The 23,951-nt window shown below is 59.4% G+C and carries 16 protein-coding genes; 6 read left to right on the top strand and 10 right to left on the bottom strand.

Features of this window, described 5'->3' with window-relative positions:
• Positions 1–106 precede the first annotated feature (106 nt).
• Positions 107–838: a 16S rRNA (uracil(1498)-N(3))-methyltransferase gene (locus ACL9RI_RS15060; protein WP_422727332.1), complete on the top strand. Its 732-nt coding sequence runs from the start codon at positions 107–109 to the stop codon at positions 836–838.
• Between the two features lie 74 nt (positions 839–912).
• Here ACL9RI_RS15060 and ACL9RI_RS15055 read toward each other — a convergent pair whose 3' ends face one another.
• On the bottom strand, positions 913–3,702 hold the full coding sequence (locus ACL9RI_RS15055; protein ID WP_422727558.1) for a TonB-dependent receptor plug domain-containing protein: 2,790 nt from the start codon (positions 3,700–3,702) through the stop codon (positions 913–915).
• A 717-nt stretch (positions 3,703–4,419) separates the two neighbouring features.
• On the opposite strand from ACL9RI_RS15055, the gene ACL9RI_RS15050 reads away from it, so the two are divergent.
• Positions 4,420–6,051 (top strand): NAD(P)/FAD-dependent oxidoreductase, encoded by a 1,632-nt coding sequence (locus tag ACL9RI_RS15050; RefSeq protein WP_422727331.1) that lies wholly within the window; start codon positions 4,420–4,422, stop codon positions 6,049–6,051.
• A gap of 86 nt (positions 6,052–6,137) precedes the next feature.
• Here the strand turns inward: ACL9RI_RS15050 and ACL9RI_RS15045 are convergent, their stop codons facing one another.
• The 7 genes from ACL9RI_RS15045 to glnA all read right to left on the bottom strand — a co-directional run bounded on the left by ACL9RI_RS15045 (position 6,138) and on the right by glnA (position 16,745).
• Positions 6,138–8,990, bottom strand: a complete 2,853-nt coding sequence (locus ACL9RI_RS15045; protein WP_422727330.1) for a TonB-dependent receptor — start codon at positions 8,988–8,990, stop codon at positions 6,138–6,140.
• A gap of 437 nt (positions 8,991–9,427) precedes the next feature.
• A complete protein-coding gene (locus ACL9RI_RS15040) occupies positions 9,428–10,795 on the bottom strand; it encodes an ATP-binding protein (protein ID WP_422727329.1) in 1,368 nt (455 codons plus the stop codon).
• A gap of 134 nt (positions 10,796–10,929) precedes the next feature.
• Positions 10,930–11,895, bottom strand: a complete 966-nt coding sequence (corA, locus tag ACL9RI_RS15035) for a magnesium/cobalt transporter CorA (protein WP_183680921.1) — start codon at positions 11,893–11,895, stop codon at positions 10,930–10,932.
• A gap of 145 nt (positions 11,896–12,040) precedes the next feature.
• The gene (gene ntrC / locus ACL9RI_RS15030) at positions 12,041–13,534 is read right to left on the bottom strand and encodes a nitrogen regulation protein NR(I) (RefSeq protein ID WP_422727328.1); all 1,494 of its coding nucleotides are present in this window, start codon (positions 13,532–13,534) and stop codon (positions 12,041–12,043) included.
• Positions 13,535–13,582: 48 nt separating this feature from the next.
• Positions 13,583–14,671, bottom strand: a complete 1,089-nt coding sequence (glnL, locus tag ACL9RI_RS15025) for a nitrogen regulation protein NR(II) (RefSeq protein ID WP_422727327.1) — start codon at positions 14,669–14,671, stop codon at positions 13,583–13,585.
• Positions 14,668–15,156 (bottom strand): DUF4124 domain-containing protein, encoded by a 489-nt coding sequence (locus ACL9RI_RS15020; protein WP_422727326.1) that lies wholly within the window; start codon positions 15,154–15,156, stop codon positions 14,668–14,670. Before ACL9RI_RS15020 ends, glnL begins: the two co-directional genes overlap by 4 nt.
• A gap of 173 nt (positions 15,157–15,329) precedes the next feature.
• Positions 15,330–16,745, bottom strand: coding sequence for a type I glutamate--ammonia ligase (gene glnA / locus ACL9RI_RS15015; RefSeq protein WP_092715945.1), 1,416 nt, complete (start codon positions 16,743–16,745; stop codon positions 15,330–15,332).
• Between the two features lie 375 nt (positions 16,746–17,120).
• Between glnA and ACL9RI_RS15010 the strand changes: the two genes are divergently transcribed.
• The 3 genes from ACL9RI_RS15010 (at position 17,121) to ACL9RI_RS15000 (ending at position 18,385) form a co-directional block, all read left to right on the top strand.
• Entirely contained in the window at positions 17,121–17,582 is a 462-nt protein-coding gene (locus ACL9RI_RS15010) for a rhodanese-like domain-containing protein (RefSeq protein ID WP_422727325.1), read from the top strand.
• Positions 17,583–17,729: 147 nt separating this feature from the next.
• Positions 17,730–18,089, top strand: coding sequence for a type II toxin-antitoxin system RelE/ParE family toxin (locus ACL9RI_RS15005; protein WP_422727324.1), 360 nt, complete (start codon positions 17,730–17,732; stop codon positions 18,087–18,089).
• Entirely contained in the window at positions 18,089–18,385 is a 297-nt protein-coding gene (locus ACL9RI_RS15000; RefSeq protein WP_422727323.1) for a Fis family transcriptional regulator, read from the top strand. The genes ACL9RI_RS15005 and ACL9RI_RS15000 overlap by 1 nt, the downstream gene beginning before the upstream one ends.
• 3 nt (positions 18,386–18,388) lie before the next feature.
• Here the strand turns inward: ACL9RI_RS15000 and ACL9RI_RS14995 are convergent, their stop codons facing one another.
• Positions 18,389–19,741, bottom strand: coding sequence for a TAXI family TRAP transporter solute-binding subunit (locus tag ACL9RI_RS14995; RefSeq protein WP_422727322.1), 1,353 nt, complete (start codon positions 19,739–19,741; stop codon positions 18,389–18,391).
• A 129-nt stretch (positions 19,742–19,870) separates the two neighbouring features.
• On the opposite strand from ACL9RI_RS14995, the gene ACL9RI_RS14990 reads away from it, so the two are divergent.
• Positions 19,871–20,476, top strand: a complete 606-nt coding sequence (locus ACL9RI_RS14990) for a glutathione S-transferase family protein (protein ID WP_422727321.1) — start codon at positions 19,871–19,873, stop codon at positions 20,474–20,476.
• Here the strand turns inward: ACL9RI_RS14990 and ACL9RI_RS14985 are convergent, their stop codons facing one another.
• On the bottom strand, positions 20,477–23,596 hold the full coding sequence (locus tag ACL9RI_RS14985; RefSeq protein WP_422727320.1) for a transglycosylase domain-containing protein: 3,120 nt from the start codon (positions 23,594–23,596) through the stop codon (positions 20,477–20,479).
• Positions 23,597–23,951: the final 355 nt, after the last annotated feature.

Raw genomic sequence — 23,951 nt, 5'->3', positions numbered from 1 at the left:
ATTTTACCAGACTGGGGGGCTGCAAATTAGAATTGCGGCGTACTGGCCCGCCAACTGGCTATACTTTCACGTCTTTTATCCCACTTTACCGCTGTCGAGGATTTGCATGCCGCGTTTTTTCTGCCCCCAGCCGCTCGTCGCCGGCACCACCGTCGCCCTGCCCGAAGCCGTCGCCCACCATATACAAGTGGTGCGCCTGGTTCCCGGTGACATCATTACCCTGTTCAATGGCGAAGGCGGTGAAGTGCAGGCCAGCCTGGTCACGGTGGCCAAGCGCAGCGTGACGGCCGAAGTGCAGGTCCATGTGGCGCGCGAAGCGGAACTGCCCTACGCCGTGACCCTGGCGCAAGCCTTGCCGGAAGCCTCGAAAATGGACTGGATCATCGAAAAAGCCATCGAACTGGGCGCGGCCGGCATCGTGCCGCTGGCGGCGCAGCGCTGCGTGGTGCGCCTGTCCGCCGAGCGGGCAGAAAAGAAACTTGCTCATTGGCAAGGCATCATCGTCTCGGCCTCGGAACAAAGCGGCCGCAACCGCCTGGCCCAGCTGGCGCCGCTGCAGGATTTCAATAGCTGGAGCAGCCAGCAGGATTTACATAAGCGCATCATCCTGACGCCGCGCGCGGAGCAGTCGCTGGCCGACTGGGCGCGTCACCAGCCGCCACAAGCCATCACCCTGATGGTGGGACCGGAAGGCGGTTTTTCGGACGCGGAAGAAAAAGCCGCGCTGGCCGCCGGCGCCATCGGCTTGTCGATGGGACCGCGCATCCTGCGCACGGAAACGGCGGGCCTGACGGCGCTGGCCACCTTGGGCGCGCTGTGGGGTGGGATGTCAGAATAAAAAAACGCAGTGCGGTCACCCGCACTGCGCCAGGTCAGCAAACGGCCCGTACCGGCGCCGTTGCGCATGACTAATTAGAAGGTGTACTCGGCGCCTACCTTCAGGGTGCGTGGACGCAGCGAGTAACCGTCGCGCACGTTGATTGGACGCTCGCGACCAAACACGTTGTTGATGTTCGAGAACACGCGCAGGTTTTTGATGCCCGAGTACGAGAAGTTCAAGTCGGTACGCAGGTCGCTGGCCACGTAGCATGGCAGATCCGCACCCTTCAATGCTTTGCGGCAACCTTCTTCACCCCAGCGCGCTTGGTCGGTTTCATCGTTGTTCAGCGATTGGCTCGAGCGGTAGTTCAAGCGCACACCGCTGGTGAGCGCACCATAACGCCATGCGGCGCTCAGTACCGATACCACGCGTGGCACACCCAGGTTACCAACCGTGTTTGGACGGTATGCGTTCTCGTCGATATCCCAGGCGCGCAACTTCAGCGCAACAGTAGTCGCCAGGCCCAGGGTCACGCTGCCGTATTCGCCCGCCGAAACGCGGCCGGTCAAATCGATATCCACACCTTGCGAATCGGTCTTGCCGAAGTTTTCATAGTTCAGCAACAGGGACTGGATGGTACCGGCGCCCCAGCTGATGTTCGCGCCTGGCGACAGTTGATTGGCGCGTGCGGCCAGGCGGCGGTCGGTGTCGCTGATGTCATTACGCACCAGTTTGTCCGAGTAGCCAGGCTTGTCTTCACGTGCCAGGACGTATGGCACGTCGCGGTAGGCGATCTCGTCCTTGCGTTCGATCTTGAAGTAATCGACGGCAATGCTGAAGTTCTTGACCGGTTCGGCCACGAAGCCCAGCGTAATGCTGCGCGAGGTTTCTGGCTTCAGGTCTGCGTTCGACGAAATCATGGCCGGGATCGACGTCAGGCAACCGGAGTTGTAAGCCGTGGTGGAATCGGCGACATCGCTGGCATTGCCTTTTTTCAAGATATCGCGAATGGCAGTAGCCGTATCGCAACGCTTTGGATCCAGCGAATTGTTGAAGAAGCCGGTCAAGCCCACTTTCCCCAGGGTTTCCGGGATATTGGGTGCACGGAAACCGCCGGCTACCGTACCGCGCAACATCAACTTCGGTACGACTTTCCACGTTGCACCCAGTTTAGGCGAGACGTGTGCGGCAAAGCCAGGCGCTTTATCCAGCCGCAATGCGCCGTTTAGCAACAGATCTTTCGTCACCGGTGCATCCAGTTCCAGGTAAGCGGCACTCAGATTACGCTGGCCTTCGATCCACAGGGAACCCTGGCCGATGATTTCAGCCTTCATCACATTATCGAGCGACTTGATGTACATCTTTTCCTGACGCAACTCGGTGCCGACAGCAAAGCTCAACGGACCCGCTGGCAGCTGCAACAGCTCGCCGCGCAACTTGGCTTCGATGAAGTTGGTCGACAGATTCGCATCCGTGCCGATCTCCGGGAACATGCTGGCCAACAAGGCATCGCTATTGCTGCCGCCCAGCTTGTACTCGCCGCTGACGATCGCTGCCGGCATGCGGTCACGGTGCGCGCCATGGTTGCGCGAAGTGCCGTCACCACCGGTACGGCCGACCGTGGCTTCCCACTCATAGGCGCCAATGTCGCCGACCAGGCCCGCCATGACGCGGTATTGCGACGCCTTCGACGGTGAAGACCAATCCAGGTTGCTATCCATGAAACGATAGTCCAGGCCTACCGGGAAATTGTAGGGATTGTAGGGCGAGTTGGCGGGCAGTCTAGGCTTCTGTACGCTTTGCGATTGCTTTTTATTACCATCAAACCAGTTCCATGGCGAACCAGCAGCCATGCCGAATGGCAGCGGATGATAGTTGGTACGGGTTTGCGAGTACATCACTTCGGCAAAGCCGCGGGTCTTTTCATTGAGAATGAAATGCAAGGCACTGTACAGATTGACGCGTTCGGCGCCGTCGGACCATGGATTGATGCCATTCAGATCGCTGGTGCACAGGCCGGTGGCATTAATCACCGGGCAGCCTTTGACCGCCTGGCGCACGGCAGGGTTGCCGCCGCCGGCAGCCTGGTTCAAGTTACCGGGGTAGGAAGTCAGGCTAGGATCGCCGAAAGCCGTACTGACGACTTGTTTGTGCCAGGCTGGATACTTGTCGATCACGTCAGCCAGTTTATAGCCCAGGCGTTTGTAGCCTTCCACGTTGACGAAGACGTTATAACGGTCTTTTTCCAGATCGCCATAACCGGCCAGCAAGCTCGCGGTCTGCTGTTTGCCGATCGCCGGCTCCAGGCCTTGCTGGTAGTTCGCGCTGACACTGACGCCCTGGTAGCTGGTGCGGGTGATGATGTTGATCACACCTGCCATGGCATCGGAACCATAGACGGCCGATGCCCCATCTTTCAGCACTTCCACACGTTCAATCGCATCGGCGGGAATCGAGTCGACGTTAACGAAAGTATCTTTACCGCCATCGGCAAACGCATAGTTCGATACGCGTCGGCCATTCACCAGCACCAGCGTGGCGCCCTTGCCCAGGCCACGCATGGAGGCGCCCGAAGCACCGCGTGCAAAGCTGTTCGACGAACCGTCATCGCGCAAGGTGCCCGTGTCAAACGAGGTCAGGGTATCGAGAATCTGACGCACGGTATTGGCGCCCGTTGCCTTGATTTCGTCACGGCGGAGCACGGTGACAGGCGAGGCAGTTTCGCTGTCGACACGTTTGATGTTCGAACCCGTTACTTCAACACGGTGAACAACCGGCTCTTCAGCCTTCGTCGTATTTTGTGCTTGGGCGGAGGCAGCAATGGCGCTTAAAGCAAAAAACACCGCCTTACTGATAGGGCTTAATTTTGGTTTACTTAGCATCATGTTATAGCAATCTCAACTTGTAATTTTTTAATGAACACCAAGCGACTGGATCACAGCGGCTCACGTGGCACCTTTTTGTGTATCAGGAATCCTGATAAATGTAAGTATCTGTAACGGAAAAAATATTGTCAATTGACAATTATCAATATGGAGTAGATTGCGGAAAATATTTAAAAATATACTTTTTTTGTTGTTTTTTAATATAAAACTGTTCGAAAATGATGTTTTTAAATACACAAAATACGCATATGAATAGCTAAAAAATGTACTTGAAGTGCCATCATATTATGTGTCCTGCGAGCTTGGCTGCGGGATTCCTTCACTCTGGAAATGTTAAATAATGCGGCATACACGCGTTTTACAGGGAACAAGAGCGGTAGTCCCCGGCGTTTCCGGACCGCTCAGAGCAGCAGCGATACCGCCCATGCACCGAATTTTCAGCAATGATCAAGGTGACTATCCAAATGAAAGCATTTTTATGGCTATTTTGACATCATCGCAATTCAACATAAGGACATGATTTGTTACATATTGACATATTGCAGCAGGCCAAAAAACGCACATGCAGGCGCGTGCCGGGCGTTGCATGGAATATCTGCTCCGGGCTTGTCCGGACGACGACGCCTTGCAGGTAAAATAGCGCCCTGATGCGCGCAATGCGCTTCACAGACTCTCCGCTAGATACGGAGCCCAATATCTTTACAAAGACACACCATGTTGCGACTCAACGAAGTAAAACTCCCCCTCGAACACGACGATGCGGCCCTGCCCGCTGCCATCCTTGCGCGCCTCGGCATTGCCGCTGGCGATCTGCTCGGCTACACGGTCTTCAAACGTAGTTATGACGCACGCAAGCGCAGCGCCGTGGTGTTGATTTACTCGCTGCACGTTGAAGTCAAGAATGAAGCGGCCGTGCTGGCGCGCCTGCAGCACGATATCCATCTGATGCCTGCCCCCGATACCGATTACAAATTCGTTGCCGGCGGTGAACAATTGGCAGGCCACAGCAGTCAGCCGCGTCCCATCGTCATCGGCACGGGGCCGTGCGGCCTGTTCGTGGCGCTGATCCTGGCCCAGATGGGCTTGCGCCCCATCATCCTGGAACGCGGCAAGCAAGTGCGCGAACGCACGGTCGACACCTTCGGCTTCTGGCGCAAGCGCGAACTGAACCCTGAGTCGAACGTGCAGTTCGGTGAGGGTGGCGCGGGCACCTTCTCGGACGGCAAGCTGTACAGTCAGATCAAGGACCCGAAACACTATGGGCGCAAAGTCCTGACGGAATTCGTCAAGGCTGGCGCGCCAGAAGAAATCATGTATGTGAGCAAGCCGCACATCGGCACCTTCCGCCTGGTCAAGATGGTGGAAGAGATGCGCGCCAATATCGAACAACTGGGCGGCGAATACCGTTTTGAGAGCAAAGTGGTCGATATCCATATCGAGCCCGGCGGCGATGGCGGCCAGGTACGCGGCGTGGTGCTGGCCAGCGGCGAAACCATCGCCAGCAACCACGTGGTGCTGGCGATCGGCCATAGCGCGCGCGACACCTTCGAAATGCTGCACCAGCGCGGCGTGTACATCGAGGCGAAACCCTTCTCGATCGGTTTCCGAGTGGAACACCCGCAATCGCTGATCGACAGCTGCCGTTTCGGCCCCAGCGCCGGCCACCCGATCCTGGGCGCGGCCGACTACAAGCTGGTGCACCACGCCAGCAATGGCCGTTCCGTGTACAGCTTCTGCATGTGTCCGGGCGGCACCGTGGTAGCGGCGGCGTCGGAACCAGGCCGCCTGGTAACCAACGGCATGAGCCAGTATTCGCGCAATGAACGCAATGCCAACAGCGCCATCGTGGTCGGCATCACGCCAGCCGATTACCCGGGCGGTCCGCTGGCCGGCATCGCCCTGCAGCGCGAACTGGAAGAACGCGCGTTTGCCTTGGGTGGCGGCAACTACGATGCACCAGGGCAACTCGTCGGCGATTTTGTCGCTGGCCGCGCCTCGACCGAATTTGGCGGCGTGGTGCCTTCGTACAAGCCGGCCGTGCACCTGACGGACCTGGCGCCTTCGCTGCCCGAGTACGCGATCACGGCCTTGCGCGAAGCCTTCCCGGCCTTCAACAAGCAGATCAAGGGGTACTACAAGGCCGACGCCGTACTGACGGGCGTGGAAACGCGCACCTCGTCGCCGATCCGCATCAAGCGCCATGACGATACCCTGCAAAGCCTGAACACGCGCGGCCTGTTCCCGGCAGGCGAAGGCGCCGGCTACGCGGGCGGCATTCTGTCGGCCGCCGTCGATGGCATCAAGGTGGCCGAAGCGGTGGCGCTGTCGATCGCTGCGCGCGGCTAGAAAAAGCAAAAAGGCCGGACCCTGTAACAGGTCCGGCCAGCATCACATCCCTCGCATGGCGCCGCAGAACGGCGCCATCGTGCATTTTAGAAGGTGTACTTCAGGCCTCCCGTGAAGTAGCGGCCAACGGCGCCAGCGTAGTCCAGCGGATTGTACGACACTGCGCCATAGGTCAGCGGATCAAGCGGGGCACGTTTGTCAAACAGGTTTTGCACCGTTGCATACAGCTCCAGCTTGCTGTTGAACTTGTAGCGCACGTTCAGGTCGATACTCGTGAACGACGCCAGTTCGCAGCCTGCAGGTGCATCGTTGCCATTGGCGTAGTGGAAGGCACAACCGTCCGGATCGTTCTTGAACAGTGTGTCTTTCAAGGCGCCGCGATAGTTGGCATTGGCTGTCGCACGGAATTTATCGAGCTCCCAGGTCAAGCCCAGATTGACCCGATTGTCCGGCGTGCCCATGCAGTTACTCACGTCGCAGTTGCCGTGGGTACCGGCAAAGTCACGCGAGGTACCGTCTTGCTCGGTCCGTGTGAAGGTGAACAGATGCGTCCATTTGGCATCAAAAGTCAGCTTGCCATAACCGGCGCCCAGATCAAAACCCTGGCGGAAGTCCACATCGACACCGCGCACCTTGGTTTGGGCCGAGTTCACGTAGTTGGCCAGTACCGCCGTGATGGCGCCTGGATCACCAGGAATGCCGGCCTGCGCAGTCGATGGATCGCGTGCCACATGACCAGCGGCAATCGCCGCATCCGTTTGCTCCTGGTTGATTTCATTGGTGCGTTTGATTTGCCAGAAATCAACAGTCAGATTGGTCCTAGGCAATGGATCCCAGACAAAACCGATGTTCGAGCTCTTCGACCTTTCAGGCGACAAGTTCGGATTCGGTGAGGTAATGATGGCGATCGAGGCCGCCGAGCAGGCACTGGTGACGCCCAGGCTGCAACGCAGGGGATCGCTGGCAGACGAGAATGCGGCCAGGCCACCCTTGCCATTTTCCGCCGCGCTTGGTGCACGGAAGCCTTTGGCAAACGAGCCACGCAGGGCAAACTCCTTGACCGGGGTCCACTTCAGGCCGATCTTGGGCGTGTAAGCATTACCGACATCGGAAAAATGGTCAGCCCGTAACGCGCCCGACAGTTCGACGCCTTTCCAGACCGGCGCCAACAGCTCCGTATAGGCCGCCGTCACGTTGCGGCTACCTTGATACGCCGAATAGCCGAGGCCGACAATATTGCCCGTATCCGTACCGGCGGTCGGCTGCAGTTCCGTCGATTCGTGACGGTATTCCGCGCCCACGGCGATGCCCAGTGCCCCACCCGGCAACTGTGTCAATTCGCGCGACGCCTTGAAGTCGATCTGCGACATTTTAGTGGTCGCATCATTGGAAATCTTCGGCGCCAAAGCTGCGTACAGCGCGGCTGAATTCAAGCCGGCATTTTCGCCGATCCGCCAGTAACTACCTGCCGGCAACGCTGCATACGCCGGGTTGCTTTGGGCCGCCGCCACGTTGGCCGCCGTCGGGTTGAGCAATGCAAACATGACGTTGCGTTGCAGATAGCCGGAGCGATCATTGGAGACCTTGTTTTCCGAATAAAGCAATGCCGTATCGAAATCCCATCCGGCTGCCGAGCCTTTCAAACCGGCAACGAAACGGGTAAACGTCGAATCGATATTGCTCACGCGCGGGCCAACATCGGCCGCCAGGTAACGGAAACGCGCCGCGGTACCAAAATATGGATTGTCAGGATGGCTGGCGCCGAGGGCCACGGCGGCATTGCTGACCGGGCCGCCAGGATAGCCGACGCTGCCACTGATGCCCGATGGCGTTGTGGAGGACGAGGAATGGCTGGTGAAGTAGTTCGCTTCCGTATAGGCCTGCACATCCGAGTTCAGCTGGAAGGTGCCACGCAGGAAAATATTGCCGGTTTCCTGGCTCGGCTGCATCTGGCTATACAGTTGCGGAGCATCGATCAGGCAGCCGCCACCGGGGTCGCCCTGCGGATGGTTGGTAAAGTTGGAGCAAGCCGCGCCCGGGAAGGTACGCGTAAAGCCCACCCCATTCAAATTACCGCGGTTGTAGTAATCCAGGGTAGTCGGGTTGCGCACGTTGCCATTGATCGCACTGCCAGCCGCGTTATTGCCGGTAATGGCGCCGGTACCGCCGAGCGCCTGCTGCGCATCAAAGCCATAATTACGCAAGTCGGACGCACCGATATAGCCACGATCAGAGCGGTCACGGTTCCAGACGGCATTTTTTTTGCCGTATTCGGCGCTCAGGATCACGTTGTACTTATCATTGACGATATCGCCGAAACCATGCGTCCAAGCGACGCGCACATCCTGTCCATCCTGGTAGCCGCTTTGTCCATACGTGGCTTTCAAGGTGGTTCCCTGGAAGTCGCTGCGCAGAATAATATTGACCACGCCGGCAATCGCATCGGAACCATAGATGGCTGACGCGCCATCTTTCAAAATCTCGACACGTTCCACGGCATCGGCCGGAATGATATTCAAGTCAGAGAAGACTTTTTGACCATCATCGGCCAGGCCATAAGGCGCGATGCGCCGGCCGTTGAGCAGCACCAGCGTCGAAGCGGTACCCAAGCCCCGCAGGGAAATACCCGATGCACCGGCCGCAAAGCCATTGCCGAAACTGGTAGGTACCGAACCCTGGTTATCAACCGCCAGTGTCTGCAGTAACTCCGCCACTGTCGACTTGCCGGCTTTTTCAATGTCGGCACGGCTCAGAGTTTGAACCGGAGAAACACCTTCAGCCTCCGCACGGCGAATGTTCGATCCGGTGATTTCCACACGCTGGACAGCAGGAGCGGCTGGTGTGGCTTCTTGCGCCAGGACGGGTTGGGCCAGCAGGCCCAAGGCTACGCCTGAAAACATCAGGCGTAAGGAGCGCGATAATACGGTTTCTGTCAACATTGTTCTATCCTTGGGAATAAAGCAAATTAAGAAAACCGTCATCTGATGGATGATGGTCAAAACATGTCACATGTAAATACCTTTATCGGACCATGTAGAGTTATGCCGGATCGCCAGGGGCATCGTTGTCACGCTTGGCCTTGCGGTCAAAACGCTGCATACCAATACTCAGTCATCGCCCGAGAAATTTCATCAAAACATGATGACATATTGAGTGTCAATAATTGAATTGCCAAATCATACATAGAAACAACAGCTGGGTATTTTTTGCAAATAAGTCTGTGGATGTACAGAAAATAATGCCTTGATGGCTTAAGATAGGACGATGCTCGGATATGACTGGCCCGACGATACGTGCCAGTGAAGCGCCGTTTTTGGGGCGAGGCAGTGATTGTCTGCAGAAGCCGGAATACGGCGCCAGCCGCACCTCACGGGCTTCAGGATAGCGGCAGCCTGATGTGAATATGACAACCAGGTGCGCCGTCGGTGGCGCGTATCTGGCCGCCCAGCTGCTGCACGATCGTGTAAACGATATGCATGCCCAGGCCGGAGCCGCCCTGGCCCCGCTTGGTGGTGAAGAAGGGTTCGAACATGTGCTCGCGCACGGCAGGCGCCAGGCCGATGCCGTCGTCGGCGAATTCCAGCGACAGCCATTGCCGGGCATCACTTTCTTCCACCTCGATTTGCGCGCGTATCGTGATCTGTCCCGGCCCGCCATGCGGATAAGCGTGGCGGGCGCTGTTCATCAGCAGGTTCGACAGGATTTGCGACAGCTTGCCGGCCGCCAGGCGCACGCGGCAATCAGGGGCGATCTCGAGCTGCACGCGCAAGGCCGCCTTGCGCAGTTCCGGACTATGCGCCGATACCAGGCCGTGCACATATTCATGCAGCGCCAGGTCGGCCACGTATTCGCTGACCTGGTCCACCGCCAGCTGCTTGAAGTTGCCGATCAGTTCGGCGGCCCGCGCCAGGTTGCGCTCGACCAATGCAGCCGCGCCCTTGAGGGCTTCGGCAAGATCGATCAGTTCGGCGCGGCTGACCTTGGCGCCCCCCAGCAGCTGCACCATCTGGTCGGCATAGCTGCCCATGCTCGAGGCCGCCGTCAGCGCCACCCCGACCGGCGTATTGACTTCATGCGATACGCCAGCCACCAGGGAGCCGAGCGCGGCCATCTGTTCCTGCTCGATCAGGTTGGCCTGCGCCGCCAGCAAGGACTCCGTCCGCTGGCGTACGATGTCTTCCAGTTGCCGGGTCTGCTCCTGGTGCTGCAGTTCCGCCGCGCCGCGCGCCGAAAAGATCGACAGCAGCAACAGCGCCAGCAAACGCTTGTTTTCATCGATGGGGCGCGTATCGATGGCCGAAAGGATGCCCAGTATCTTGCCGTCGGTATCGACCAGCGGCATGCCGACATAACTTTGCGCGCGCATGTCGACCAGCATCGTATCGAGGGGAAAACGCAGCTGGATATCGCTGCCGTGAAAACACATGCTCTGCTGGGTCACATCCTCGCAAGGCGTGTGCCGCAAGCTGTATTCCAGATTCGGCTGGTACGCGCCGCCGCCCCACAGGGCCAGGGTGCGCACGCCATCGCTGCCATCGTCCAGCCGCACCAGGCGTCCGGCGAGCACATAGTGCACATCGAGCGCCTCGGCCAGTTCCCTGACGAGTATGTGCAGGAAATCATCACCACGCGCACGCGCCGTCGATGCCGTGATGGAACGCAGGGCCGCTTCCGCCAAGGTGCGCCGCTGTTCGGGGTCGAACAGGGGCTCTTGCGAATTCACATCGAATAGCGGAATACTCATGAATGCTCCTGCGCAACATGGCGAGCGCAAGCAACACTGCCGGCGCGGCGATCCTCATCAATGGCCCACGATAGCGAGCCTGCCGCGATTGTACCCCCGGATATTGCTTAATAATACAGATTCATGTGAAATTTTTATAGCCAGCCAGCACGTTTGAACTTGGTGTACATATAACCACAAACGCAGGACATGACGGCTACCGCCACCGGATAACCATATTTCCAGTCCAGTTCCGGCATCACCTTGAAGTTCATGCCCCAGACGCCGGCAAAGGCGGTAAATACGGCAAAAATAGCCGCCCAGGCTGCCAATTGCTTGTTGACTTCGCTTTCATCGATGGCCACCATCGACAAATTGACCTGGATCGCCGTGCTGATGGTGTCGCGGATGGTGTCGAGCGTGCCATTGATGCGGGCCAGGTGGTCGTGGACATCACGGAAATACTCCTGGGTATCGTGGCACAGCGGCGGCACCCGGCCGCCATGCAACTTGCCCACCGCTTCCATCAGGGGCGACACCACATGGCGCAAGACCATCACCTTGCGCTTCAATTGATACAGCCGCTCGATATTGTCGCGCTCGCTGCCACGGTCGAAGATGCGGTCTTCGATCAATTCCAGTTCCGATTCGAGCGCGTCGAGCACGGGAAAATAACGGTCGACGACGGCGTCCATCAACGCATACAGTACAAAAGCCGAGCCCTGGCGCAACAAATGCGGTTCGCGCTCGGCGCGCGCGCGGACGCCCAGGAAACCTTGCGAGCTATTGCTGCGCACGGACAGCACGTAATTGGCGCCGACAAAAATATCGACTTCGCCCAGCACCAGTTCGTCATCGACCATTTCCACGGTTTTGACCACCGCAAACAGCGAATCGCCATATTCCTCGATCTTGGGACGCTGGTGGCCCCGCTGCGCATCTTCCACGGCCAGTTCGTGCAGGTTGAATTCGTGGCGCATCTCGCCCAGTTCATCGGGCGTGGCGTCGCGCAGGGCGACCCAGACGAAGCAGTCGGGCCGTTCCACGTAATCGCTGATGTCCGCAATCGGCAAATCCGCCAGTTTTTTGCCATCCTGGTAGGCTACACAGTTAATCAGCATACAGTTTCACAATTCATGAGTAAGGGCACGCCGGACGAAACAGTCCGGCAAGCGCCAGCTTACCTTATCGTGGGAAATTGTTGTGCCTTGTAGCGTGCCATCGGCAGAGAAACGGACGGCGCGGGCGCCCCGTCCGCATACGGCATCAATCGTCCTTGGCGCCGTCGATGCCCAGTTCCGAGATCTTGCGGGTGATGGTGTTGCGGCCGATGCCCAGGCGCACGGCGGCGTCGTTCTTGCGTCCATGCGTATGCTTGAGCGCCGTCTTGATCAGCGCCGATTCGAACTGGCGCCCCAGCACGGCCATGACTTCCTGCTGCCCTGCCCCCAGCATGCCGGCCGCCTGCAATTCCAGCAAACCGATCCAGCCGGGCGGCGCGCCGTTGGCCGGCGTCGCGGCATCGAACACCTGGCCGCCCTGGGTGTGTCCCGGCCCAGGCGCTGTGGCCGGCTCGCCCGTGATGGCCGGCGCCGCACCGTCGCCCTTGCCTTGCGTCAATTCCAGCGGCAAGTCCTTGATTTCCACCGTCTGGCCCGGCGCCATCACGGTGATCCAGTTGCACAGGTTTTCCAGCTGGCGCACATTGCCCGGCAAATCCAGACCGCTGAGAAATTGCATGGTGGACTCGCTCATGCGCTTCGCTTCCACGCCCAGCTGGCGCGCGCTCTGCACCAGGAAATGACGCACCAAAATGGGGATATCTTCGCGCCGCTCCCTCAAACTGGGCAGGCGCAGACGGATCACGTTGAGGCGGTGATACAAGTCTTCGCGGAACAGGCCGTCACGCACGCGCTGTTCCAGGTTTTGATGGGTGGCCGTAATCACGCGCACATTGGCCTTCATGGGCTGATGTCCGCCCACGCGGTAAAAATGCCCATCGGACAGCACGCGCAACAGCCGCGTCTGCAAGTCAAACGGCATGTCGCCGATTTCATCCAAAAACAAAGTGCCGTTTTCAGCCTGTTCGAAGCGGCCCCGGCGGGTGGTTTGCGCGCCCGTAAAAGCGCCCCGTTCGTGGCCGAACAGTTCCGATTCCAGCAAATCCTTCGGAATCGCCGCCGTGTTGAGGGCAATAAACGGTTGTGCGGCGCGGGGACTGTGCTTGTGCAGCGCGCGCGCCACCAATTCCTTGCCGGAACCCGATTCGCCCGTGATCAGCACCGTCACATTCGATTGCGACAAGCGGCCGATGGCGCGAAACACTTCCTGCATGGCGGGCGCCTGGCCCAGGATTTCCGGCGTTTCCGACGGACTGGACTCGACGCTGGTCTCGCGCAGGCTTTCATCGAGCGCGCGGCGTATCAGTTCCACCGCCTTGTCGATGTCAAAAGGCTTGGCCAGGTATTCAAACGCGCCGCCCTGGAAGGCCGCGACGGCCGAATCGAGGTCGGAAAAGGCCGTGATGATGATCACCGGCAAGCCCGGAAAGCGTGCCTTGACCGTCTGTAACAATTCCAGCCCGGACGCGCCCGGCATGCGGATATCGGACACCAGCACTTGCGGCGTGTCAAACTCCAGCGCCGTGATGGCGTCGCGCGCATTGGCAAAACTCTTGGTGGCGAGGTTTTCCCGCGCCAGGGCTTTTTCCAGTACCCAGCGGATTGATTCGTCGTCGTCGACTATCCAGATTGGCTTCATTAGTGTGTGCGTCCCGCAATGGATTTCATGGGTGGGATACTCCCTCGCTTATGGCAAAGGTAAAACGATCCTGAAATCGGTGTATCCAGGCCGGCTTTCGCACTCGATCACGCCCAGGTGCTGTTGCACGAAGGTTTGCGCCAAAGTCAGCCCCAGGCCGCTGCCGCCTTCCCGTCCCGACACCAGCGGGTAGAAAATGCGGTCACGGATCTGGGGCGCGATGCCCGGTCCATTGTCAATGATATGCAAGTCTAATGCCAGGTTGTAGCGGACCTTGGCCAAGGTCACCTGGCGCGCCACCCGGGTCTTGAAAATCAGCTCCGCATCGCCCGCGTCGATGCGTTCGGACAAGGCTTGCGCCGCGTTATGGGCAATGTTGAGCACGGTCTGTATCAATTGTTCCTTGTCGCCACGAAACTCCGGAATCGAGGCGTCGTAATCGCGCAAGATGGTCAGGCCGCTGGGAAACTCGGCCAGGATCAGGCTGCGCACGCGCTCGCACACTTCGTGGATATTCACGTCGCCGACGATGTGCGGCCGGCGGTGCGGCGCCAGCAGGCGGTCGACCAGGGTTTGCAGGCGGTCCGCTTCCTTGATGATGACCTGGGTGTATTCACGCAACTCGCTCAGGTGCAGCGCCGGCAATTCCAGTTCCAGCAGCTGCGCCGCGCCGCGGATGCCGCCCAGCGGATTCTTGATTTCATGCGCCAGGTTGCGGATCAGCTCCTTGTTGACCTGGCTCTGGTCGAGGATGCGCTCCTCGCGATCGAGTTTGAGTTGCTGCACGTTTTCGCGCAATTCAATCAGGATATTGTCGGATGGGCCGTCGAGCGCGCTGATGATGCTGTGCACGCGCAACGGTTCGCGGCCCAGGCGCTCCAGGTTCAGGTCCTGGCGCAAGTCGGAAAATTTATGTTCGAGCGCCTGCGCGCAGATGCCGGTCAATTCGTCCGGATTGAGGAACAGCGCCGTCAGCTTTTGCCGCGACAGCGCTTTCAAGGAGCTTTCCAGCAGGTTTTCCGCCGCCGCGTTGGCGTAGCTGATGCGGCCATCGGCGTCGAGCACGATTACGGCCGACGCCAGCAAATCGAGGCCGGCCAGGTGCGCGGGACGGCTGGGGAGAGGTTCTGTCGTCATCGGATATTGGCGATCTCGCGTTTCAGCGCTTCGACGTTCTGCTGCGTCCGGTTGATATTGTCTTTCAACTGCGCCACCCGTTCCTGATACCTGGCGTAGTTGCGCTCATTGCCCTGGCGTTCGGGCTGGCCTTCATTCAATTCCTGGCGCTGCGCCGCCAGTTTTTGCTCTTCACTGCGCAATTCATCCTGCAGGATCTGGCGCCGGTCCAGGTCGCGCGCGCGCTGTTCGGCGCCATCGACGCGGGGAAACGCGCCGGGCGCGGGCGCCACGCTGCCAGCCGCTTGCGCAGCAGGCTTGGCCGAACCGGCCAGCGGCCCTGTCTTGCGTGGCGGTTCGGTAATCGCGCCGGGCAAATCGAGCAGCTTGCACGCAGGGTTGCGCCGCACGTCCGTCAATTCCTTGTGGCCTTGTGCATCGGTGCACATGAAAATCTGCGCCTGGGCTTGCAAGGTCATGCACAGCAAACCTGCTGCCAACGCCATTCTGCGTTGCTTCGTCAATCTTTACTCCTGTCAGCTCTTATTGCCCGGTTCATCGATCCTGAGCCGACTATACAACATCGCACCGACGCGCCGATCAAAAAAAACGCGGGCAAGACCCATCGCCTCACCCGCGTTTCTTTATGCAATACCGGTATCTTGCCGGCAAGGCGCCATTACAGCGAGTAGTACATGTCGAACTCGGCTGGATGCGTGGTCATGCGCATGCGCTGCACGTCCTGCATTTTCAGTTCCAGGTAAGCATCGATCATGGAATCGCTGAATACGCCGCCACGGGTCAGGAACTCGCGGTCCTTGTCCAGCGCATCAAGGGCTTCTTCCAGCGAGGCGCAGACGGTAGGGATCAGTGCATCTTCCTCAGGCGGCAGATGGTACAGATCTTTCGAAGCGGCTTCGCCTGGATGGATCTTGTTGGCAACGCCATCCAGACCGGCCATCAGCAGTGCTGCGAAGCACAGGTATGGGTTGGCCAGTGGATCCGGGAAACGTGCTTCCACGCGGCGGCCTTTTGGATTGGCAACGTGCGGAATACGGATCGAAGCGGAACGGTTTTTCGCCGAGTAAGCCAGTTTCACCGGGGCTTCGTAGCCGGGTACCAGACGCTTGTACGAGTTGGTGCCTGGGTTGGTGATGGCGTTCAGTGCCTTGGCGTGCTTGATGATGCCGCCGATGTAGTACAGGGCGAAATCGGACAGGCCGGCATAGCCGTCGCCAGCGAACAGGTTTTTGCCATCTTTCCATACGGATTGATGCACGTGCATGCCCGAACCGTTGTCGCCAACGATAGGTTTCGGCATGAAGGTAGCGGTCTTGCCATAGCTGTGCGCCACGTTCCAGACCACGTATTTCAGGTTTTGCGTCCAGTCGGCGCGCTCGACCAGGGTCGAGAACTTGGTGCCGATTTCATTCTGGCCGGCGCCAGCGACTTCATGGTGGTGCACTTCGACTGGAATGCCCAGCGATTCCAGGATCAGGCACATTTCCGAACGCATGTCCTGGAAGCTGTCCACTGGTGGCACCGGGAAGTAGCCGCCCTTGACGGTCGGACGGTGGCCGCTGTTGCCGCCTTCGATGTCCTTGCCGGTCGACCAGGAACCTTCGTCCGAACCGATCTTGACGAAGCAGCCCGACATGTCGATTTTCCAGCGTACGTTGTCGAAGATAAAGAATTCTGGCTCAGGGCCGAAGTAGGCGGTGTCGCCCATGCCCGACGATTTCAGGTAGGCTTCGGCGCGTTTCGCGATCGAGCGCGGGTCGCGGTCGTAGCCCTTGCCATCCGACGGCTCAATCACGTCGCACTGCATGAACAGCGTCGTTTCTTCCATGAATGGGTCGATATTGGCGGTGTTTGGATCCGGCAGCAAAATCATGTCGGATGCTTCAATACCCTTCCAGCCAGCGATCGAGGAACCGTCGAAGGCATGGCCCGATTCGAATTTGTCCATATCGAAGTGCGACACGGGAACCGTCACGTGCTGCTCTTTACCACGGGTGTCGGCAAAGCGGAAATCAACGAATTTGACTTCGTTTTCTTCTACCATCTTCAAGACTTCTGCGGCTGTCATTGCCATGCGTATCTCCTAAATGAATGTGGGGTGAGCCGACCAAGTGCGTCTGGGCTGATGAAGCGAAGCAAACATTGCGTGCCACCAAAACTCAACAAGGATCATAGCAGATTCCATGCCAGCTTCTGAAGGGCCCCGGCCGGCAGCAGCAAAGTCCTGAAATCACAGTGGAATTGTTCCTCCTGCGATTTTTTTGCGTCGCCTCTGCGTAACATCGAAAATGCACTATGCAAGTGCGAAAACCAAATAACGCACCATTATCGTGCATTTCATTGGAAAATCTCCGTTATGCGCCATTCTGGTGCGTACACTTTTCACCGTTGCATGCCATCGGCGGCGCACTATAATCGTTCACACCATTCCACTTTCATCGAGGACGCCATGACTACCGCCGCCGATATCCTGCACACTGCCCGCAGCCGTGCCAACGAAGGGACGCCTTACGCGGGCGCCGTCACGCCCGAGGAAGCGTATGCATTGCTGCAACTGGACGCCAGCGTCAAGCTGGTCGACGTGCGCACCAATGCCGAGCGCGACTGGGTGGGACGGGCCGACCTGGCCGATACCCAGCATGCCGCAGTGCAATGGGCCACTTATCCGGGTGGCGTGCCCAATCCCGACTTCCTGGCACAGCTGGCCAGCCAGACTGGCAAGGATGAGGTACTGCTGTTCCTGTGCCGCTCCGGCGTGCGCTCGCGCCACGCCGCCAAGCTGGCAACAGAAAACGGCTACGCCAATTGCTACGACATCCTCGAAGGTTTTGAGGGTGACAAGGATGCCGATGGCCACCGCAAGCAAGTGGGCGGCTGGTGCAAGGCCGGCTTGCCATGGCTGGGTGCCTGAGCTGACATTTAACTGCACAGTATTTGATCTGGCGGACCACACGCCCGCCCAACATCGTTTACAACAATCCATGGCCGCTTTTTTCATTAGCGGTGCAGATTCTCCTTGCGAGCAAGTACCTTATATAGTACACCGTAGAGGTGCGCCATGGATGCTTTCGACTTACGGCAGAACTTACGGCAAATTAACCTGCTGTTTTACGCCAACGGCAATGGCGGCGAACCCGTGTGGGACTGGCTCAGGTCGCTATCTATCGAAGAACGCCACGTCATCGGCCAGGATTTGATGCACGCACAATGGCGCTGGCCCGTGGGCATGCCGCTATGCCGCCACATGGGGCAGGGTTTGCTGGAAATACGCAGCAACCTGCCCGGCAAGCGCATTGCCCGTGTGCTGATTTGCCAGCATGGCGCTTGCCTGGTGGCGCTACACGGCTTTATCAAGAAAACCCGCACTACCCCAGACGACGATCTGGCACTGGCCCGGCAACGTTTAAAGGAACTGTGATGGAAACCACGAACAACTGCATCAGCGCCCATATCGGCAGCAGTCTCGACGACTTCCTGAAAGAAGAAGGCATCTTCGAGCAAACCCAAACCCAGGCCGTCAAGGAAATGATCGCCTGGCAACTGACACAGGCCATGGCAGCGCAATCGCTGTCAAAGACACGCATGGCCGCCATGCTGCAAACGAGCCGCTCCCAGCTCGACCGCCTGCTCGATCCCCACAGCGACGTGACCCTGTCCACGCTGGAACGGGCCGCCGCGCTGGTAGGACGCAAGCTGTCGATTACCCTGGTGTGAAAATCAGGCCAGGGCGTCCAGCTCGCTCACAGGCGATTCGCCCATCAAGGTCAAAATACGCTTGCGCACGAAATTGATGTGGCTGCGCAAGCCATACAAGCCATCGGCAAAGGACAGGGGAATCGAAATCTGGTTGACCATGTCCTCGATCTGGTCCAGCCGCTTCAATTGCTCCGCATACACTTGTGCGCGCTTGTTTTCCGGCACATCTTCCAGCGCCTGCTCCACCGTGCGCAGTTGGCCATACCAGCGGTACACGCGCGAACGGATACGCCACACATACAGCGGCGGCACCACGCGGGACAGCGGCAGGATCAAGGCGCCCAACGCCACCACCAGCACCCACATGCGGTCAAAGAAATTGGCCAGCCAAAAGCTCATGTAGCGCTGCAGCACCGGGGCGCCATCCTTGTAGAATTTCAAGGCTTCCGGCGCCACGGGAATTTCCGTGTAGCGGGCCGAGGGAAATTGCCCCTGCTGCTGGAACCAGCCCGTGCCGCCATGGATGCTGGCCGCCGCCTGCACGAACAGGTCGACCAGGGCCGGATGCAAATCTTCGCGCGCCACCAGGGTCGCCGTCGGCGCAATCAACTGATAATCCTGCGGCGGCAAGTCGCGCCCCAGGTCGACGATGCCACGCGGCAGCACCACATGGGTCAGGAAAGGCAAGCGCCGCGTGTACGCTTCGGCTTGCGAAAAATCAAACAGCTTGATGCCCGGCGTTTGCAGCAGCATCTGGATCAGCGGCGCTTCCGGCGCCGAACTGAATACCAGGCCATCGATACGCCCTTCCAGCAGCTCGACCGTGGCCGGCGTGTTTTGCAAGGCGCTGACGGTCAGTTCATTGGCTTCGACACCATTGACCGACAGCAACTGGCGAAACAGGCTGGGCACGCCCGTGCCTTCCGGCCCCAGGTTGATCTTCAAGCCCTTCAATTGCGTCAGTTCCGTGACGGCCTTGTCTTCGCGCATGAACAGCCATACGGGTTCCGTAAACAGGCTGCCCAGCGAAATCAGGCCATGCCGTTCCGCCTCGGCGTGTTCAGTCGAGCCGCTTTGCACGAAGGCGATGTCCGTCGTGCCGCTATTCAAGCGCTGCAGGTTTTCCTGCGAACCCAGCGATGGCTTCAGCGTGACCTTGATGCCGTGTTTCGCCAGCGCGGCTGCATATTTCTTGCCGAACTCCTCATAGGCGCTGTTTTCCTGTCCCGTCGACAAGGTCACCTGGCGCGGCGGTGCCGGATCGACCAGCCAATACGCCAGCGCGCACACGGCAGCGATCAGCAGCAGGGTGGGGCCAGCCGTGGCGAGGAAATCGCGGATGGAAAAACGGCTGAATGAAAAGATTTTGGACATCTGGTCGCGCATAGGTTTCATGGCGGCTACGATGCCAAGAAAAACTCAACTATGCAAGGCACTTTCGCATGCACGGCGTCCCTGCTTGCGCTACAGTGGCATAAAAAACCACCTGTTACGGAGCCACCCATGCTGAAAATTCTTGGAAAAGCCGCCTCGATCAATGTCCATAAAGTGATCCTGACCTGCGACGAACTCGATCTGCCATTCGAGCGCGAAGACTGGGGCGCGGGCTTTCGGACCACCGACGACCCGGCTTTCCTGCGCCTCAATCCCAACGCCATGGTGCCCGTGCTGATCGATGAGGATCTGGTGCTGTGGGAGTCGAACACCATCTGCCGCTATCTGTGCGCCAAAACCGGCCGCGACGACTTGCTACCCAGCAATCCCCGCGCCCGCGCAGAGGTGGAAAAATGGATGGATTGGCAAATGGGCGACCTGAACAACAGCTGGCGCTACGCCTTCATGTCGCTGGTACGCAGCAGCCCGGCGCACCAGGATCCCGCACAACTGGCGGCCGGCATCGCCGGCTGGAACAAGATGATGGGGGTCCTGGAACAGCAGTTGCAGAAAACGGGGGCCCATGTGTGCGGCGAGCATTTCACGCTGGCCGACGTCGTGCTGGGCCTGTCCGTCAAGCGCTGGCTGCACGCACCGATGCAGCGCCCCGACTATCCGGCAGTTGCCGCCTACGGCGCGCGACTGGCCGACAGGACAGCCGCGTTTGCAGGTTAATCAATTGCCACACTGCCTGAGCACGCCGTCCTTCTGGGCCGGCGGCTCGATCAGCGGCATCAGGCTGGGCGCCAGCGAGACCAGCAATTGCACCGGCAAGGCGCTGGTGAAATCGTAGTTCTTCGATTCCGGTCCCCGCACATACGCCGTCATGCTGCCATAAAACCGCTCGCCGATATTAAATACAAACGTCGCCGAACGATTTACATAGCGCGATTCGATCAGCCGGCCGCCCGCGCCATACACGTCGAAACGCTGGTCACCGGTACCCGTCTTGCCGCCCATCGGGATCGGCTGGCCATCGGCGCCGATAAAGGCAGTTTTCGCCCGCTTGGCCGTGCCGTCCGACACCACTTCGCGGATCGCCTTGGCCACGGCGCGCGCCACGTCGGGCGACAGCACTTGCTCTGCTTTTGCCTTGGCGTCGCGCTTGACCAGGGTGTCGTACGGCGTATCGGCGGCGAAATGCATGGAATCGATGCGCACGCTCGGTTTGCGCACGCCATCGTTGATGATGATGCCCATCAACTCGGCCAATGCAGCCGGCCGGTCGGCCGAGGCGCCCAGGGTGGTCGCGTACGATGGCACCAGCGAATCGAATGGATACCCCATCTTTTTCCACTGGCGGTGGATTTCCAGGAAACCTTCGACTTCCAGCAAATTGGCGATGCGCCGGTCCTGCGCATGCTTGCGGTGCGTATTGAACAGCCATTTGTAGACTTGCTGGCGTTCCTTCTCGCTGGCCGCCACCATCTGCGCCAGGGTGGACCCTTCGTGCCGGCGCAAATACGCCACCATCCACAGTTCCAGCGGATGCACATTGGCCAGGTAGCCGCGGTCGGCCAGCGACCAGTTTTCCATCGCATATTGCTGGTACATCTTGGCCACCCGCTCGGGCGGCACTTCGTTTTGCGATGGCAGGTTGGCACTGAGGAAATCGCCAAACTCTTCCAGCGTGCCTTGTGGATTGATCGTGCGGTAAATATTGGCCAGCCGCACCGGCGTCGGACGTATGCTGGCAAGCAAGACTTTCTCTTGCTCATCGACACTCTTGCCACGGTATTTCTGATAGAAGCGGTGCAGGAATTCGCGCCCTTCCTTGTCGGCAAAACGGCTCAGGTACTGGGCGCGGCGCGGATCATCCGCGTCCGCCAGCAAGGAGGCCGAGGAATCGGGGCGCGAAAACATGTAATAGCGGGCCACGTCGCGCATCAGGCGCACGAACACCAGGTTGGTCGACTGGCGCAAGGCTTGCTGCACCGTCAGGATACGGCTGTCGTCGAGCTTGGAGAAATTGCCGAAATGGTGCAAGCCGCCGCCCGTGAAAAAGCCTTCGTTGGGGCTGCCCGAATACTTGCGCTCCATGGCGGCCGCCAGCATGGCCGGCAAGTTGCGCGCCTCGCCCAGCGGCAAGGGTTTGAAGTAGGCAATCGCCCATTGCGACAGCAAGTCTTTCGGATCGACGGCCACCTTGTTCAGCTCGGCCGCGCTCATGCCGCTGTAGCGCTGCTGCAACTGGTCCATGATGTCCAGGTACGTGACCAGGGTGCGCAGCTTGGCGGTGGAACCGAGGTCCAGCTTGGCGCCTTCGTTGATGTCGAGCGGCTGGTCGTAGTTATCGGTCTGCACGCGCAGCAAATTGGCCTTGTCGCCTTTTTGTAGCAGGGTAAAACTGTAGACCACATTGGCCGGATCGCCATTGCCCAGCATGCCCTTGCCCGTCAGGCCGGCCGCTTTCGCCACTTCCGGGTCGCGCAATTCGCGCAGCACCTTGGTGACGGCATTTTGCGCCTGCGCATCAAGCGTGCTGACCACGTTCAAGTCCAGGCGGTCCAGGTTATACAAACGCGGATCGCCCAGCATGCTGGCCAGGTGATTGCGCACGGCGTTCGAGGCCTTGCGCGTGACGAACGAGGTAGCCGCTTCGGACTGCACGCCGCTCGCCATCGACGGATGCAGCGGCTGGGCGATGGCGGCGTCACGCAATTGCGGCGTAATCACGCCCGCTTGCGCCAGCAGGCGCAAATGGCTATTCGTCAGCGCTTCCAGGTCGGCGCCACCGGCCACCAGGTAATGCGACGGACGGCGCTGGGCGATCAGCAAGCTCAGCGCTTCCTTGTAAGCGAGCGCACTACCCGGCTGATCCAGCTTGCCGTTAAGCAAAGTTTTGACTTCCTCGAACGGGCGGCCATACCAGACCCACATGCCGTCGCCAATGCCGTTGACTTCACCAAAACCGCTTTTTGCCGACAGCGGCACCGTATTGAGGTAGTTGACGACGATCTTGCGCCGCGCCGCCACCGTATTCTCGCCATCCTGGTAAGAGCGCAGGCTGGCCGACATCATCTGGAACAGCTTGTCCTTCATCGAGCTGGTGCGGCCATCTTCGGAATGGCGGTATTTCTCGATCTGCGTGGCCAGGGTACTGCCGCCGCCACCGCGATGGCCGCCGAACAGGTTCAGCGCCTTGTCGAGGATAGCCTTGCTCAGGCGGTCCCATTCGACGGCGGGATTGCGTTGCGGCGTGCCCGGATCGAGCAATTCGCGGTTTTCAATGAACAGCAGGCTTTGCACCAGAGCCGGTGGCGCTTCGTCAAAACCATTGAACATGCGCTCCGGATAGCTGGCGGCAAACAGCGGCTGGGCGCGGCAATCGAGGATGGTCAGGCCAGCGCGGTTTTTCTCGTGGTAGGTGGCAAAAACGCCCATATCGGCCAGTTGCACCATCTTCGGCGACATGCGCGCCTGCGCCGTCACGGCGTAATCGCGCGCATTGAGCTTGCCGATATAGTCGGGCAGGCTGGCGTAACCGAGGCGCTCATCGTAGGGGCCATGCTGCGGATAGCGCACGGCGCCGGCAGGCGCGGGGCCCGCTTCAACCTGGTACGTCAGTTGACGGCTGAGGCGATTGAAAAACTCCGCCTGCAGGGCCGAGGTGCGCACTTCGCGCAGCACGAACCAGACCAGGGCGCCGATCAGCGCCAGCAGCAGGATCAGGAAGATCGGCCAGATCCTCGAGCGGCGCCGCTTTGGCGGAGCGGCAGGCGGCGGCGCATCGGGCTCAGGTTCAGGAGTCGGCCGTGCTTGGGCATGGGCCAGGTGTACGCCAGTGTCTTTCATGGGATGCACGGGAAAAGTGGGGTGTGGACGGCGTCCGCTATGCCCTCGGCAATAGCAGCGGCGGGGGCGGTGCAAGGTGCGGCGGCCGAATGGGGCCGGAGGAAACTAAACTTGCTCAACATAATGTCCAGACCGGTAATTCAAATTAACTATTTTTCAGGCTCAAGCACGCTGCAACAGACACGATCGCTACAGGGCAAAGCTGATTTTTCTTTCAAGAAGCCCTGCTCACCATTCCACCACAACGGCGTGAAAACGACGGTCGAGCGCGTACAAAAATCATGCTTCTGTGCAGATTTTCGCAAAAAAACAACGTCTGGGGGCGCGCGCCTTGTCCAGCAGCGCTGGCGACGCA

Origin of the sequence: Janthinobacterium sp. Mn2066 (assembly GCF_049319705.1) — a bacterium.
In the GTDB taxonomy this organism is placed as follows: domain Bacteria; phylum Pseudomonadota; class Gammaproteobacteria; order Burkholderiales; family Burkholderiaceae_D; genus Janthinobacterium.
Note: the sequence above shows the minus strand (reverse complement) of the source record. Positions and strands in the feature narration are given on the sequence as shown.

What these genes read in the sequence shown, in the direction of transcription:
- ACL9RI_RS15060 (WP_422727332.1), top strand. Translation starts at nt 107, where the DNA reads ATGCCGCGTTTTTTCTGCCCCCAGCCGCTCGTCGCCGGCACCACCGTC.
- ACL9RI_RS15055 (WP_422727558.1), bottom strand. Translation starts at nt 3,702, where the DNA reads ATGCTAAGTAAACCAAAATTAAGCCCTATCAGTAAGGCGGTGTTTTTT.
- ACL9RI_RS15050 (WP_422727331.1), top strand. Translation starts at nt 4,420, where the DNA reads ATGTTGCGACTCAACGAAGTAAAACTCCCCCTCGAACACGACGATGCG.
- ACL9RI_RS15045 (WP_422727330.1), bottom strand. Translation starts at nt 8,990, where the DNA reads ATGTTGACAGAAACCGTATTATCGCGCTCCTTACGCCTGATGTTTTCA.
- ACL9RI_RS15040 (WP_422727329.1), bottom strand. Translation starts at nt 10,795, where the DNA reads ATGAGTATTCCGCTATTCGATGTGAATTCGCAAGAGCCCCTGTTCGAC.
- corA (WP_183680921.1), bottom strand. Translation starts at nt 11,895, where the DNA reads ATGCTGATTAACTGTGTAGCCTACCAGGATGGCAAAAAACTGGCGGAT.
- ntrC (WP_422727328.1), bottom strand. Translation starts at nt 13,534, where the DNA reads ATGAAGCCAATCTGGATAGTCGACGACGACGAATCAATCCGCTGGGTA.
- glnL (WP_422727327.1), bottom strand. Translation starts at nt 14,671, where the DNA reads ATGACGACAGAACCTCTCCCCAGCCGTCCCGCGCACCTGGCCGGCCTC.
- ACL9RI_RS15020 (WP_422727326.1), bottom strand. Translation starts at nt 15,156, where the DNA reads ATGGCGTTGGCAGCAGGTTTGCTGTGCATGACCTTGCAAGCCCAGGCG.
- glnA (WP_092715945.1), bottom strand. Translation starts at nt 16,745, where the DNA reads ATGGCAATGACAGCCGCAGAAGTCTTGAAGATGGTAGAAGAAAACGAA.
- ACL9RI_RS15010 (WP_422727325.1), top strand. Translation starts at nt 17,121, where the DNA reads ATGACTACCGCCGCCGATATCCTGCACACTGCCCGCAGCCGTGCCAAC.
- ACL9RI_RS15005 (WP_422727324.1), top strand. Translation starts at nt 17,730, where the DNA reads ATGGATGCTTTCGACTTACGGCAGAACTTACGGCAAATTAACCTGCTG.
- ACL9RI_RS15000 (WP_422727323.1), top strand. Translation starts at nt 18,089, where the DNA reads ATGGAAACCACGAACAACTGCATCAGCGCCCATATCGGCAGCAGTCTC.
- ACL9RI_RS14995 (WP_422727322.1), bottom strand. Translation starts at nt 19,741, where the DNA reads ATGTCCAAAATCTTTTCATTCAGCCGTTTTTCCATCCGCGATTTCCTC.
- ACL9RI_RS14990 (WP_422727321.1), top strand. Translation starts at nt 19,871, where the DNA reads ATGCTGAAAATTCTTGGAAAAGCCGCCTCGATCAATGTCCATAAAGTG.
- ACL9RI_RS14985 (WP_422727320.1), bottom strand. Translation starts at nt 23,596, where the DNA reads ATGAAAGACACTGGCGTACACCTGGCCCATGCCCAAGCACGGCCGACT.